Genomic DNA, 14,299 nt, shown 5'->3' with positions numbered 1-14,299 from the left:
TTCCCGAAGTCCTCAAACGCCGGACGGGCTGAATTTGTCGGGGCGGGCTGAAAAACGCTGAAAAACGCTGGACACGCTGGACCGGCCGCGATCGTGGCGGCCGCACAGAAAGAGGAGCAGCAACCCATGCCCGTATACGACTACGTCGTCGTCGGGGGCGGCACCGCAGGATCGGTGATCGCATCCCGTCTCACCGAGGACCCCTCCGTCCGCGTCGCCGTCATCGAGGGCGGCCCCTCCGACGTCGACCGGCCGGAAGTCCTCACCCTGCGCCGCTGGATGGGCCTGCTCGGCGGGGAGCTCGACTACGACTACCCCACCACCGAGCAGCCCCGCGGCAACTCCCACATCCGCCACAGCCGCGCCCGCGTGCTGGGCGGCTGCTCCTCGCACAACACGCTCATCGCGTTCCAGCCGCTGCCCTCCGACTGGGACGAGTGGGCGGCGGCCGGGGCCGACGGCTGGGACGCCGCGGCCATGGGCCCGTACTTCCACAAGCTGCGCAACAACATCGTGCCGGTCGACGAGAAGGACCGTAACGCCATCGCCCGCGACTTCGTCGACGCGGCGCAGGCCGCACTCGACGTGCCGCGCGTCGAAGGCTTCAACAAGAAGCCTTTCCACGAGGGCGTCGGCTTCTTCGACCTCGCGTACCACCCGGAGAACAACAAGCGCTCGTCCGCGTCGGTCGCGTATCTGCACCCGTTCCTGGACCGGCCGAACCTCCACATCATGCTGGAGACCTGGGCGTACAAGCTGGAGCTCGACGGCGCCCGTGCCACCGGTGTGCACGTCAGGACGGCGGACGGCGAGGAGATCCTCGTCGAGGCGAGCCGCGAAGTCCTGGTCTGTGCGGGCGCGGTGGACACCCCGCGGCTGCTCATGCACTCCGGCATCGGCCCCCGCGCCGACCTCGAAGCGCTCGGCATCCCCGTGGTCCTCGACCTGCCGGGCGTCGGCGAGAACCTGCTCGATCACCCCGAGTCGGTCATTGTCTGGGAGACGGACGGGCCGATCCCGGAGAACTCCGCGATGGACTCCGACGCGGGTCTGTTCGTGCGCAGGGACCCCGAGTCCGAGGGCCCGGACCTGATGTTCCACTTCTATCAAATTCCGTTCACCGATAATCCGGAGCGGCTGGGCTACGAACGCCCCGCGCACGGGGTGTCGATGACCCCGAACATCCCGAAGGCGCGCAGCCGTGGCCGGTTGTTCCTCACCAGCGCGGACCCGGCCGACAAGCCCGCGCTCGACTTCCGTTACTTCACGGACGAGGACGACTACGACGGCCGGACCCTGGTCGACGGCATCAAGATCGCCCGGGAGATCGCCAAGGCCGAGCCGCTGGCCCGCTGGCTCAAGCGCGAGGTCTGCCCGGGGCCCGACGTCACGTCCGACGAGGACATCAGCGAGTACGCGCGCAAGGTCGCGCACACTGTCTACCACCCGGCAGGGACCTGCCGAATGGGTGCTTCCGGTGATGAACTGGCCGTAGTGACGCCGGACTTGAAAATTCGCGGCCTCGAAGGCATCCGTATCGCCGACGCATCCGTCTTCCCCACGATGCCCGCTGTGAACCCGATGATCGGGGTCCTGATGGTCGGGGAGAAGTGCGCCGAAATGCTTGCTGGAACTACTGCACCGGGAGGTGATGCGTGATGACCGACCTCAAGAAGAGCACCGAAATTATCGACGGCATGAACGACGGCATGAACGACGGAACCAAAGACGACCAGAACGACGACCAGAACGACGACCAGAGCGCCGCGAAGAAAGCCGAGGCGACCGCCGCCGAACCGGTCTTCTCCGTACGCAACCTGTGGAAGGTCTTCGGCCCGAAGGCCGACCGCATACCCGGTAACGAAGAGCTCGCCGAACTGCCCGCCGAAGAGCTCACCGCACGCACCGGCTGCACCGCCGCCGTGCGCGACGTGAGCTTCGATGTGCAGAAGGGTGAGGTCTTCGTCGTCATGGGCCTCTCCGGCTCCGGCAAGTCCACGCTCGTACGCTGCCTGACCCGGCTCATCGAGCCCACCGCCGGATCCCTCGCCTTCGACGGCGAAGACGTGATCGGCATGGACAAGAACCGGCTGCGTGAACTGCGCAAGCACCGCGCCGCGATGGTCTTCCAGCACTTCGGCCTGCTGCCGCACCGCACCGTCCTCGACAATGTCGCGTACGGCCTGGAGATCCAGGGCGTGGGCCGCAGCGAGCGCCGCGCCAGGGCCCAGGAAATCGTCACCAAGGTCGGCCTCGAAGGCATGGAGCTGCGCAGGCCCGGACAGCTGTCCGGCGGCCAGCAGCAGCGCGTCGGCCTCGCCCGCGCCCTCGCCGTCGACCCCGAAGTGCTCCTCTTCGACGAGCCGTTCAGCGCGCTCGACCCGCTGATCAGGCGGGACATGCAGGAAGAAGTCATGCGCCTGCACCGCGAAGAGGGCCGCACGATGGTCTTCATCACCCACGACCTGAACGAGGCACTGCGCCTCGGCGACCGCATCGCCCTGATGCGCAACGGCGCCATCGTTCAGCTCGGCACGCCGGAGGAGATCGTCTCCAACCCGGCCGACGACTACGTACGCGACTTCGTCCGCGACGTCCCGCGCGAGCAGGTCATCTCCGTACGCCGCGCCATGCGGCCCGCCGAGGCCGGCGAGGCCGAGACTGGCGCCGCGCTGACCCCGGACACGCTCGTCGTCAACGCGATCGAGGCCGTCGCCCGCAGTGGCGGCCACTGCCGCGTGGTCGACGCCGGACGTACCATCGGCGTCGTCGACCACGAGCGGCTGCTCGCCGTCGTCGCAGGTATCGACGACACGGCGAACGGCGACACGGCGAACGGCGATACGCAGGACAAGGAGGTGGCGGCCGTATGAGTGCCGCCCCGAATTCGGTCCTCGACAAGCACGACAAGAGCGACAAGAGCGACGCGACCGACAATGCCGATACCGCGAAGAACGACGGCTTCAACGGCGCCCCGGGCCCGTTGGCCCGGATCGCCGGGAACCCCCGGGCGATGCTGCTGCTCGCCGTACTGCTCGTCGCGGTCGTCAGCGCGGTCCTGTCGTCCGGCACCGGTGCCTGGCCCGCCGACCTCACCGTCGACATCCGCTCCCCGCTCGACGACCTGAACCGCTGGCTGGTCGACAACCGGACCACCCACCCTCTCTTCCTCTACTTCCTGCTGCACATCAGCAACTCGGCGGAAGGCTCCGTCGACGGTGTGCTCAGCCTGCTCGAAGGCCTCGGCTTCATCGGCGTGACCGTCGCCGCCGTGCTGGTCGCCTGGTACGCGGGAGGCGCCGGACTGCGCCGCCGCGCCCTGCGCACCGCGGGCACCGCGCTCGGCACCTTCGTGGTGATCGGCCTGCTCGGCATGTGGGAACCGGCGATGGAGACGCTGGCCCTGATGATCGTCACGGTGACCGCCGCGGCCATTGTCGGAGCGCTGCTCGGCCTCGCCGCGGGACTGTCCGACCGCTGTGAGCGCCTGCTGCGCCCGGTGTTCGACACCATGCAGGTGCTGCCGGCGTTCTCGTATCTGCTGCCCTTCGTGCTGCTCTTCGACATCGGCACTCCGTCGGTGTTCGTCGCGACGGTGATTTACGCCGCCCCGCCGATGGCCCGCCTCACCTCGCTGGGCCTGCGCGGCGCGGACGCCGCCGCGCTGGAGGCATCCGCCTCGCTCGGCGCGAACGCCCGCCAGCAGCTGCTGACGGCGCGGCTCCCGCTGGCCCGTAAGCAGATGCTGCTCGGCCTCAACCAGACGATCATGATGTGTCTGTCGATGGTCGTCCTCGCGTCGATGATTGGCGCGGAGGGACTCGGCGACGAGATCTTCAAGGCGCTCTCCACGGTGGATGTCGGCCTCGCGCTGCCTGCCGGTATCGCCGTCGTCCTGATCGCCGTCTGGCTGGACCGGACGACCGCGGCGGCTGGTGAGCAACTGGACGACGCGTCGGCCGTCGAGCGCAAGACGCCGTGGATCCTCTGGCCGGTCATGGCGGCCGTCACGGTCGGCGGCGCCCTGCTCGGCCGGGCGCTCGGCAAGCAGGAGTGGCCCGAGGGCTGGGTCGTCGTGATCAGTGGCCCGGTCAACACCGTGGTCGACTTCATCGAGGACGAACTCGGCTCCGGCGTCCCCGTCCTGGGCGGCACCCTCACCTGGTCCGAAGGCTTCGCCAGCTGGGTGATCAACCCGGTGCGCGATCTGCTCCAGACCACCCCGTGGTGGTCGCTGGTGCTGGTCGCCGGTGTGCTCGGCTTCCTCGCGGGCCGCTGGCGCGCCGCGATCACCGTCGTGGCCTCGCTGGGCGCCATCGGCGCGATGGGTCTGTGGACCCGCTCGATGGACACGCTCTCCCAGGTGATCGCCGCGCTCGTGGTGACCCTGGTGCTCGGCTTCGCGATCGGTGTGCTGGCCGCGCGCGTGGAGCGCGCGGAGCGGCTCATCAGGCCGGTGCTCGACATCATGCAGACGATGCCGCAGTTCATCTATCTGATCCCGATGATCGCCCTGTTCAGCGGCGGCCGTACGGCCGCCATCGGCGCGGCGGTGGTGTATGCGCTGCCCGCCGTCGTACGCATCACCACCCAGGGGATCAAGCAGGTCGACCCGGCGGCGCTCGAAGCGGCGCGCTCGCTCGGCGCCAATACGCGTCAGCAGCTCTTCCAGGTGCAGCTGCCGCTGGCCCGCCCCGCACTGCAACTCGCCGTCAACCAGGGCGTGGTCCTGGTCCTCGCGCTCGTCGTCATCGGCGGCATGATCGGCGGCGGCGCGCTCGGCGTCGACGTGGTCAAGGGCCTCGCCAAGGGCGACCTGGGACTCGGCATGACCGCTGGCCTTGCGATCGTCTGCCTCGGTCTGCTGCTCGACCGGATCACCCAGACCGGAGCCGCCGCGAAGGCGCGCGACCAGGTCTGACCCGGCCCACGGCCTTCGGGCCCCCAAAGTTTTCTCTCAAGATCTTCTGTCAACGAAAGAAGTCGTTCTCGTGAAGCTCAGCAAGCGGATACGTAATACCTCCGTCGCCGGAGTCGGCATCCTCGGCATGCTCGCCCTCAGCTCCTGCGCCGCGGAGACCAAGAAGGAGGCCTCCGACGAGGTCACCCTCACCGTGCCGTCCTGGGTCGGCGCCCGCGCCAACGCCGAGGTCGCCAAGGTGATCATGGAGAAGGAGCTGGACGTCAAGGTCAAGCTCCTCCAGCTGGACGAGCCGGTCGCGTGGGACGCCCTGAACAACGGCAAGGCCGACGCGATCCTGGAGGACTGGGGCGGCGCGCCCAAGAAGGCCAAGCTCTACATCGACGAGAAGAAGACCGTCGTCAAGGGCGGCGACCTCGGCGTCGAGGGCCACATCGGCTGGTTCGTGCCGAAGTACTACGCGGACGCCAACCCGGAGATCAAGACCTGGAAGGGCATCAACAAGCTCGCCAAGGACTTCTCCACCGCCGGCAGCGGCGAGGGCAAGGGCGAGTTCCTGGGCGCGGCTCCTTCGTACACGACGTACGACGAGCCCCTCATCAAGAACCTCAAGCTCGATCTCCACATCAAGGAGACCGGCAACGAGGCCGCCCAGATCAAGGAAATCCAGCAGAAGTACCAGGACAAGAAGCCGTTCATCACCTACTGGTGGGAGCCGCAGTGGCTGAACGCCGACATCGACCTGGTCGAGGTGAAGCTGCCGGAGTTCAAGGAAGGCTGCAACGCCCCGGAGACCAAGACGAACTGCGCCTACGCCGACACCCCGCTGCAGAAGTACCTGAACGCGGACTTCGCGAAGGACGGCGGTGACTCCGCCGAGTTCCTCAAGAACTTCGAGTGGACCACCGACCAGCAGAACGTCGTCGCCAAGTCGATCGCCAAGGACAAGCTGACCGGCCCGGACGCGGCCGAGAAGTGGGTCAAGGAGAACAAGGCCGTCTGGGAAGCCTGGCTCCCGAAGAAGTAGTCCCTTGCTCCGCAAGAAGTAGTACGCGTCAAACAGCCGGTGCCGGGCGCCCCAGGACGGGGCGCCCGGCACCGCTGTGTGTCAGCCCTTGGGCGTGCTCGGCGTGTAGTGGCCCGGGACCATGCGGGTGGTCACCGCGATGCGGTTCCAGGCGTTGATGACCGTGATCACGGAGATCAGCTGGGCCAGCTCGGTCTCGTCGAACTGCTTCGCGGCCCGCGCGAAGACCTCGTCGGGCACAAAACCGTCGGTCAGTACGGTCACGGCCTCGGTCAGCGCGAGCGCCGCGAGCTCCTTCTCCGTGTAGAAGTGCTGCGACTCCTCCCAGGCGCTGAGCTGGATGATCCGCTCGGCGGACTCGCCCGCCGCGAGGGCGTCCTTGCTGTGCATGTCGATGCAGAACGCGCAGTGGTTGAGCTGCGAGGCGCGGATCTTGACCAGCTCGGCCAGGACCGGGTCGACGTCCTTCCTGGACGCCCTGTCGAGCGCGACCATGGCTTTGTATACCTCGGGGGCCAGCTTGCCCATCTCCAGCCGGGCGGGGTGTTCGGGGGCGGTTGCCTTCATGTTCGTCGTGTTCGTCATGGTGGTTGTCGTGGTGGTCGTCATGCCTACGACGCTACGGGCGCGATAGCCCACGGGTATGGTCCATTTCTGTGACTGATTCCTGGGCCACTTCGGCAGTGGCCGCCCAGGTCGCCGCCGGCGTCGACCTGCACGTCGACCTCGCAGGACCCGGACTGCGTACGGGCCTGATGAACGCACTGCGCGAAGCCGCCCGTACGGGCCGACTGGCCCCCGGCACCCGGCTGCCGTCCTCCCGCTCGCTCGCCGCCGACCTGGGCATGGCCCGCAACACCGTCGCCGACGCGTACGCCGAGCTGGTCGCCGAGGGCTGGCTCACCGCCCGGCAGGGCTCGGGCACCCGTGTCGCGCAGCGGTCGGCCGTGCCGCGCCGGGCCGTGCCCGCAGCCGCGCCCAGACGGCCGACCTCCGGCCGGGCGGCGTACAGCCTGCTGCCCGGCGCCCCCGACCTCGCGTCATTTCCGCGCGCCGAGTGGCTGAAGGCGGCCAGGCGGGCCCTCACCGAGGCGCCGAACGAGGCCTTCGGGCTCGGCGACGCGCGCGGGCGCTCGGAGCTGCGTAACGCGCTCGCCGGGTACCTGGCGCGCTCGCGCGGGGTGCGCGCCGACCCCGAGCGGATCGTGGTGTGCTCCGGCTTCGTGCACGGGCTGATGCTCATCGCGAAGGTGCTGCGGCAGCGGCGGGTACGGGAGGTGGCCGTGGAGTCGTACGGCCTCGACATCCACTGGGACCTGCTGGCGGAAGCCGGGCTGCGGAGCACGCCGCTGGGCTTCGACGCGCTCGGCTCACGAACCGACGAGCTGGTGGAGCTGCGGGGCGCCGGGGCGGTGCTGCTGACGGCCGCGCACCAGTTCCCGATGGGCGTCCCGCTCCACCCGGAGCGGCGCTCGGCGGTGGTGGACTGGGCGCGGACGACCGGCGGCCTGGTCCTGGAGGACGATTACGACGGGGAGTTCCGCTACGACCGGCAGCCGGTGGACCCTACACCCTTGCAACTTGATATGTCCCCAGGTCAGCGCAGCAGGAAGCCCCGCCCATCTGCCACGGGGGAACAGCAGACGGACGGGGCGTTGGTGGGACTTCAGCGGTTCAGGTGCCGGTACTCATCCAGTAGCCGCAGAGCGGGGGCGAACGTCCCCCGGCCTACGCCCGGACAGCGCCACTCGCTCGGCATCGTCCAGACCTCCCAGCACGACAAGCAGCGCATCACGCCGGAGTGTTCCGGGTCTTGCTCTGCACTACCGCCGCAATGCGGGCACTGGATCATGAGCAACTCCTACGCCGAGAGGTCGAACTCTCCCAGCTTGGCACCGCTCAGGAAGTCGGTCCACTCAACGGCCGTGAACTCGACCGTCTGACCGGTCACGGAGTTGCGGACCGCCACCTTGTCAGGAACGTTGGTCGCCACCTCAACGCAGAGCTTGTTGTTGTTGTCGTACTTGCACGCGCTGGACGTGTGGAACTCGAATTCGGGGATTGCGGTCATGGTGCGTATCCCTTCGCCGTACGTGCGGGGAGTCGGTCCCCGTGCCGTCTTGCTGACCCGCCCGGCCGCCCTAAGCCTTCCTGCTATTGGCGATCGAGCCGGGGGCTTTCACCGCCCCTGCCGGGATTCCGAATCGAAGACGGGGGAGCCTCGAATCCGGCTACGTCCGGCAGGGACGGAGTCGATGGGTTGTGTACACGGCCCTTAACCCGAATGGCCGCCATGGGTGTTGGCGCTAGTTCGGAATGGCGAGCGTTGCACCGAGGACGAAGCCAACTGAGCTGCTGATCATCACAATCATGAGTACGCCCGTGAATCTCGCCACGGATGCTAAGACGCTCATGCGGTTGCCTTTCGGGGTTCGATTGCGAGCGGGTGCGATACCTCTATGGCGCGTGCGTGCTCCACCACTTCGCCGGGAATAACGCGCCCACCTTCGGCCCCTTCCGGGGGCTCAAAGACCGCGTAGTCAGCGAAGGTGCGCCGGTAGCGAAGGTGCCCCGTGCCGCGCGTGTGGTTGGTCATCCACTTCTCAACGTCTGCCGGGTCGCTCTTGCTGCCCGACTCAGCGCCGCATTCCTTCTCATCCCCGGACACGCACCGGGCAACGTATTCGGGCCATGCGGTCTGGTCCTGAGCGATCGTGTACGGCACGAACCGCATGACGCTGCGAGTCACTGAACGCCCCTTCCGCTACGGTCGTTGATCTCCGCCACACGGGCGCTCAGTTCGCGCTCTACCGGCGTCGGGGCAGGGGTCCGGCCCTTGCGGTGCTTGGGGCACTGGCACGGCGGATACGCCGTTGATCCGGGCGGGATGTCCGCGCCGTCTGCCGACTCCCCCACGGGGGCAGCCAAGAGCACACCGCTTGTCCCGCGCGCTGCCATGAGGCGGCTGAGTTCCGCCCGTGCTGGACTCCTCATGCGATCAACTGCCGGAGTCCGTCACCAACACGGTTGAGCACGTCCGGCGACGGGTCCGCGTACGCCTGAGGCACCCACTCCGGCGCGAGTCGCCAGAAGCCCCCCGCCTCTATCAGCGTGGCCAGCGCCTCAATCTCGCAGCCCTCTTCGGGGTCCGGTGTCGCGCTGCACATGATTGCGCCCCCTAGGTCTCATCAGGTTCGAAAGACCGTAGGGGGCACAGGAGTTGGCGAGGGGGACAGATTGTCCCCCTACCCATTTGGGCTACGCAGCGGCTACACCGACCGCCTCAGCGAGCGCGACCGCCTCACCCTTAAGCGGGCCTGACGCCGTCTTGGCGAGTTGGGCGGCGAGGCCGCGCGCCATGGGCACGTACCGAATGCCTTCGGGGGTCACACGGTGTGCGTGGCCGAGGTAGTGGACGGCAGCAGCCGTCTCCCGCTTCTGCTGGTGACCGGCCGCGATGTCGAGCAGCAGACGAGAGCGGCGCTCAAGCGACGTGATCCCTTCCGGCGCGATGCTCTCAGCGCGCCGCAGCGCCTCACCAGGGGTCAGCAGACCCACGCCGACGCTGACACCATGAATGGCCACGTTGGACGCGTCGAACGCCGATTGCGTCTGCGTGTAGTCGGCGGGCAGTCGGCGGGCGGTGCGGTCCGCTTCGGTGAGGTACCGCTCAGCATCGCCGGACCTGCCGTCAAGACCGCATGAAATTGCGGCCTGAAGGTTCAACGCCCCATATACGCCGAGGAGTTCAGTAGGTCCGTCTTCCAGTCGGCTACGCAGCAGCGCCATGCCCGCTTCGTCGGTTTGGACGGCTTCCTCAGCGAAGCCCGCCGCGCGCTGACCGATGGCCGTTGACCATGCGGCGAGTGCGAGCGATACGGGGTGGTCGGATTCCTCGCTGTGAGCACGTCCACGGTCGAGAGCGAGCCAGTACAGCTCTGGCTCACAGATATGGGCCAAGTGCCGCTGAACGAGACGGTACAGGTCCCCAGTAGCAGCGTGAGCGGCCCGCCGTTCGTCCCCCTGGTGAGCCTTGACGCACGCGTGAGCGTCACGGATCAAGTCGGGGAGCAGCGTCCCAACTTCGGTGCGTTGGTGAGTACTGCTGTGCCAGAGCCGCCATGCGCCGCTCACGCGGCCCTTCAGGGCTTCGGGAGACACCGCGCCCACGGTCGGCACGGCGGCGAACGAGACGCCGTGCAGGGCTGCCCTAATGGGCGTGACGGACGCGTGCGAGAGCTTGCCGACCGCATCGGCCGGGATGCTCAGGTCCCCACCTGTCAGAGTCGCCACGTCCGGCACGTGCAGCGCGTTCGCGAGACGCACAAGGTGTGTGATCGACCGTAGGTCACGGTCGCCGTTCTCAATCTTCTTGAGCCAGTCGGGTGACCGGCCGACGAGACCGGCCAGCACTGGGCGACTCAACCCACGGCGCTCCCGAAGGATGCGGATACGTTCGCCGGTAGTCAGCTCTGCGGGCAGTTCGGTCATTGCGCGCTCCCTGGCACGAAGTCAAGCCGTACGGCCAGCGTACGCCCGTGACTTGACCCGCGACAGCCTCTTTGATCACTCAGCGTTCCCGCCGGCTGAGGCTCAGCGCCCACATATGTCCGAATTTCCGTTACATACCGTCACAAAAACGCTGAAAGCCCCCGCCGCCCAGCTACCGAGAAGGCAGCGGGCAACGGGGGCAGGGGTCGGGGTTCAAAGGTGACACGGGCACGTTGCGCTGAGCCACAAGTTCAGCCGGTCGCCCGGAAACCCCATCTCGGCTTCATGCAGCGCGACGAACAACGGCCAGAGCGCGTGTGTCTCCGGATCGCCAACGTCCGCGAGAACACAGATGAGTTGGGCGAGTTCGTCGCTGGTTCTTTCAGCCACTGGCGAGCGCCCTTCGGGCCAGCGCCTGGAGCGCTTCTAGCGGGTCCTCTTCGGCAGGCTCAGCCGTCTTCTCGTGTGCCGAGAGGGCGGCGTCGATACCGACGATGAAACGCAACGCCGGGTGGCTCACGGGGGCACCGGCAGAGCCTGGCACTAGAACGCCCTGAGCGGTCACAGAGTCGATCAGCAGCCGCCACACGGCACGGAGTTCGTCCGCGCGCTCCGCGTCCGCCTCAGGGGCGCTGACGGGCTTGAAGGTGGCCACCGTGCCCGCTCGCTTGCTGGCGTGCTTGAGCCGGTTGGCGGCGCGCTGGTGGGCGGGGCTGCAATACCGGGTGCGCCGGTCGGCATCCTTCGGCAGCGGAGCCCCACAAAGGGTGTGTTGACAATTTTTAACTCGCATGCATACCCCTTATGGGCCGGGTGGTGAAGTGGCGCGCAAGATGCCGGACACCCTGTGAGGCTTCGTCTGACTGCCGTGCGTGAGAAGAGCTGGGCTGGATCGCCAGGGGGACCACTGCCGCCAACTTCTGACGCACCCTGCCCCTGTCAGCGGTTGCCGCGCCGGTCATCGTTGGTCTTGCTCAAGTGGCAATGCCTGCACAGGAGTTGGATGTTCGCGATCTCGTCCTTGCCGCCGTTGCTCAGTGCCTTGATGTGGTCCACCTCAAGAGCGTCAGCGGGCAGCGTCCCGCCGCACTTGGTGCAGTATCCGTACCCCTTCGCGTTGAGCATCTGACGCACTCTCAGACTGACGCCGGTTCGCCCGATGCGACGTTGCCGACGCCGGACGAACAGATGCCCAGCACATCGGGACTCGCCAGGCTCAGCCCACATGCGGCATTCAAGGCATCGCTTTCTCAGAGCCACGGTTAGCCCTCCCTCTTGCTGCACACGGAACACGTAACTGACCACCCGTCACCTCGACTGATGGGGCGCGCCCCTTCGGGCAGCGTGTCCTTTGGCCGGTAGGAAATCGACTGACAACGGGTACAGAGCACAGGAACGAATAGCCGGTCGCTGCCCAGCCGGACGACACGCCCGTTGGGGCGGAGCCAGGAAGGCCGCATGAATTCGGGCCAGTCCTCCAATGGCACGGATGTGCCGGGCAGCGTCCGCACCCTGGCAGCGAGCATGGGACGGCCATTCACCATGTGAGCCCCGGCAACCGCGCGCCCCCATTCCTGGCCAACCAGATATTCCCCGATATCGTCGGGGCACTTGACGCGCATTCCCGCCCCTGCCGGGGCACGGTCGATACGAACCCCGGCAGTAAGCTGAATGAACATTCTGGGCTAGACCAGCTCTGCAAGGTCGTTGACCATGAGCCACTCAGCTTCAACGGCGGGCACGTGATGGACTTCGCCAATGTTCAGAACGCGGGCAGGCTGCCCGCTCTCATCGGTAGGCCCGTAGGCCATGTGGCCGATCATGCGGACTGGAATCACGGCCTCATTGGTGGTGCTAGTCATTGCTGAACTCCCGTTCGGTTAGGCAGAAATGGTGAGCTTGACGACGGCCTGAGAGTTGGGCACGGCAATTACAGCCCGACCAATGGCGCGAATGCCGACACCATCCGAGAAGAACCCCGAATCGGAGGACGTTTCGAAGGCGGCATCACGTCGCCACACCGCGTAAATCTGGGCAGCCTCATAGACGAGAATGTCAGTGGGAGCAAGATAGGGCGAGAGCCAAACCGGGACTCCAAGGATTGACCGCTGGATACCGGCGGTCGGGGAACCGGCGCTCTCGCTCAGTAGCGGCTTCAGAGAGCCCGTGTGCTCCCGTAGTGCCATGAGCGTTGCCCACTTGCCGGGTGTCATGACTATTGCGGTAGGGACGGCATTTGCCGATTCCAGTAGCCCGAATGCCTTGATGAACGGGTCTAGGTCGGCAAGCGGGCCGGTAACGGCGAACGTCTGAATGCCCGGCGTCTTGGTCAGTCCCACGAACCCCTTTCCGCTGACCCCGTCGCCCACCAAGCTCTCACGGTCGAAGCCAAGAGCCACGGAGCGGAGAAGGGAAGTCGCCAGGGGGTTAAGGGCGGCGCTCGCAGAATCCTGCACTAGCTCGTTGCTGATCATGTCCGCAGCGGCAAGCTTCTTCGGAACGACCTTGAGGCCGTCCATGCCGAAGCCACCGGTAGGCAGGCTTTCAAGCTCGGAGACGAATCCGGCCGTGAAATCGCTCTTGATGACCGGGAACACATACGATTCTGCGTCAGTGTCCACGCGGGTCACGCCGGAGTTCATGACCACCGACTTGACGGCCAGTAGATCCACGAAATTCTTCGCGTACTGCGCGGGAGTCATCGCCTTTCCCGTGCCCGTGGTCGTGATACCGCGCGATATCTCAAGAGAGCGAGCCATAAGCTCGCCAGGGGTAGCGGTCATGCGTCCACCTGTCTTCCTATCCAGGGTGCGAGTCGTGCCGATTTCTCGAAGTGGGGAATTGATCCGCGTTGCCGCATCCTCTGATGCAGCAGCGGCAATGTGGCGCTTCGCGTTCGCGTCCTCTTCGGCAATGAGGTCGAGAAGTTCGGTTTCCTTCTTGCGTTCACCAACGGACAGCGAGCGGTTCCCGGAAGGGCCGGTCAGGTCGGTCAGCTTGCTCGCTGCCGCATCCCGCTTCTCGATTGCCGTACGTGCGATTTCTGCATGGTTCAACAGGGGCCCCTTAGTGGGAAACGAAGATCACCACCGACTCACGTGAGTCGGTGGTCTGGACGCAAAAAGACCCGGATCTCTCGCGTGACCGTGACGGCGGTCATTCAGCGAGAGATCCGGGCTTGGTTCGTTGGGCGCTCCGTCAAGCGCTCGCAGGGGGAAGACGGGCGACCGGTGCCGGAGTAGTCCTCAACGGCAAACCGGTCGCGCCCTGCACTCCCCTGTCACTATTACTGGAGCGGGAAGGTTTCCTGCGTTTGCGGGTACCACTACCTCACGTGAGGCGATGAGGTCGGCGCGATGGGGTGACGCCGGTCACAGTGTGGTGAAGTGGTGATTGAAGGGCCTTTTCTGTATTCCCTTTGGGTTCCACTGGGTTACCTGAAATAGCACTAGAACCACCACTTCACCACGCTGTTCATCGTTCTGGCTGGTCGCTCTGCTGACGCTTCGACTGGTACGCCGACCGCTCCCTACAGCGACGGCCACAGAACCGCGCGGGTCGCCCCTTGCCGCCGTAGATGATGGTCGCGCCGCATTTGGGCCCCTGGCACGGCCTGCCGTCGGCAAGGGCTTCAAGGGCGTCGCGCACTTCCGATATGGCGTTGAGTAGGGGCACCGCCGCTTCGTGCTCACATGCGTACGCGTGTTCGACTGCCTGGCTCTCGGCCTTCCGTAGCGTCTTGATCAGTGCGGCGTAATCCGTCATAACCATGTGTGCACTCCCGGGTATCTCGTTGAAAGTCTGTTGGCCGTACGTTGTTTGTCGGCGTAATGGCGTGGTCGGTCGGTCGAGTTCTGCCG

Annotated in this window: 13 protein-coding genes and 1 pseudogene; 5 read left to right on the top strand and 9 right to left on the bottom strand. The window is 66.6% G+C overall.

Features of this window, described 5'->3' with window-relative positions:
• Positions 1-126 precede the first annotated feature (126 nt).
• From ABCR94_RS25000 to ABCR94_RS24985, 4 genes are all read left to right on the top strand, one after another.
• The gene (locus ABCR94_RS25000) at positions 127-1,659 is read left to right on the top strand and encodes a GMC family oxidoreductase (RefSeq protein WP_347122275.1); all 1,533 of its coding nucleotides are present in this window, start codon (positions 127-129) and stop codon (positions 1,657-1,659) included.
• A 50-nt stretch (positions 1,660-1,709) separates the two neighbouring features.
• The gene (locus ABCR94_RS24995; protein WP_521977852.1) at positions 1,710-2,873 is read left to right on the top strand and encodes a quaternary amine ABC transporter ATP-binding protein; all 1,164 of its coding nucleotides are present in this window, start codon (positions 1,710-1,712) and stop codon (positions 2,871-2,873) included.
• Positions 2,870-4,921, top strand: a complete 2,052-nt coding sequence (locus ABCR94_RS24990) for an ABC transporter permease (RefSeq protein ID WP_347122273.1) — start codon at positions 2,870-2,872, stop codon at positions 4,919-4,921. Before ABCR94_RS24995 ends, ABCR94_RS24990 begins: the two co-directional genes overlap by 4 nt.
• Before the next feature lie 70 nt (positions 4,922-4,991).
• On the top strand, positions 4,992-5,948 hold the full coding sequence (locus tag ABCR94_RS24985) for a glycine betaine ABC transporter substrate-binding protein (RefSeq protein WP_347122272.1): 957 nt from the start codon (positions 4,992-4,994) through the stop codon (positions 5,946-5,948).
• Between the two features lie 81 nt (positions 5,949-6,029).
• Here the strand turns inward: ABCR94_RS24985 and ABCR94_RS24980 are convergent, their stop codons facing one another.
• Positions 6,030-6,557 (bottom strand): carboxymuconolactone decarboxylase family protein, encoded by a 528-nt coding sequence (locus tag ABCR94_RS24980; RefSeq protein WP_347122271.1) that lies wholly within the window; start codon positions 6,555-6,557, stop codon positions 6,030-6,032.
• A 47-nt stretch (positions 6,558-6,604) separates the two neighbouring features.
• Between ABCR94_RS24980 and ABCR94_RS24975 the strand changes: the two are divergent.
• A pseudogene (locus ABCR94_RS24975) lies at positions 6,605-7,510 on the top strand (aminotransferase-like domain-containing protein); the annotation flags it as partial.
• A 299-nt stretch (positions 7,511-7,809) separates the two neighbouring features.
• Here ABCR94_RS24975 and ABCR94_RS24970 read toward each other — a convergent pair.
• From ABCR94_RS24970 to ABCR94_RS24935, 8 genes are all read right to left on the bottom strand, one after another.
• On the bottom strand, positions 7,810-8,019 hold the full coding sequence (locus ABCR94_RS24970; protein WP_347122270.1) for a DUF397 domain-containing protein: 210 nt from the start codon (positions 8,017-8,019) through the stop codon (positions 7,810-7,812).
• A gap of 339 nt (positions 8,020-8,358) precedes the next feature.
• A complete protein-coding gene (locus ABCR94_RS24965; protein WP_347122269.1) occupies positions 8,359-8,697 on the bottom strand; it encodes a DUF7848 domain-containing protein in 339 nt (112 codons plus the stop codon).
• Positions 8,698-8,938: 241 nt separating this feature from the next.
• Positions 8,939-9,115: a hypothetical protein gene (locus tag ABCR94_RS24960; protein ID WP_347122268.1), complete on the bottom strand. Its 177-nt coding sequence runs from the start codon at positions 9,113-9,115 to the stop codon at positions 8,939-8,941.
• A 91-nt stretch (positions 9,116-9,206) separates the two neighbouring features.
• Positions 9,207-10,439, bottom strand: a complete 1,233-nt coding sequence (locus ABCR94_RS24955) for a helix-turn-helix domain-containing protein (protein ID WP_347122267.1) — start codon at positions 10,437-10,439, stop codon at positions 9,207-9,209.
• Between the two features lie 382 nt (positions 10,440-10,821).
• Positions 10,822-11,232 carry a hypothetical protein gene (locus ABCR94_RS24950; protein WP_347122266.1) on the bottom strand — a complete coding sequence of 137 codons (411 nt, stop codon included), beginning with the start codon at positions 11,230-11,232 and terminating at the stop codon, positions 10,822-10,824.
• 146 nt (positions 11,233-11,378) lie between these two features.
• Positions 11,379-11,564 carry an HNH endonuclease gene (locus ABCR94_RS24945; RefSeq protein WP_347122265.1) on the bottom strand — a complete coding sequence of 62 codons (186 nt, stop codon included), beginning with the start codon at positions 11,562-11,564 and terminating at the stop codon, positions 11,379-11,381.
• Positions 11,565-12,124: 560 nt separating this feature from the next.
• Positions 12,125-12,301, bottom strand: coding sequence for a hypothetical protein (locus ABCR94_RS24940; RefSeq protein WP_347122264.1), 177 nt, complete (start codon positions 12,299-12,301; stop codon positions 12,125-12,127).
• 18 nt (positions 12,302-12,319) lie between these two features.
• The gene (locus ABCR94_RS24935) at positions 12,320-13,495 is read right to left on the bottom strand and encodes a phage major capsid protein (protein ID WP_347122263.1); all 1,176 of its coding nucleotides are present in this window, start codon (positions 13,493-13,495) and stop codon (positions 12,320-12,322) included.
• Positions 13,496-14,299: the final 804 nt, after the last annotated feature.

The organism is Streptomyces changchenzhani (assembly GCF_039766235.1).
Classification (GTDB): Bacteria; Actinomycetota; Actinomycetes; order Streptomycetales; family Streptomycetaceae; genus Streptomyces.
This window is presented reverse-complemented; position numbering and strand designations above follow the sequence as displayed.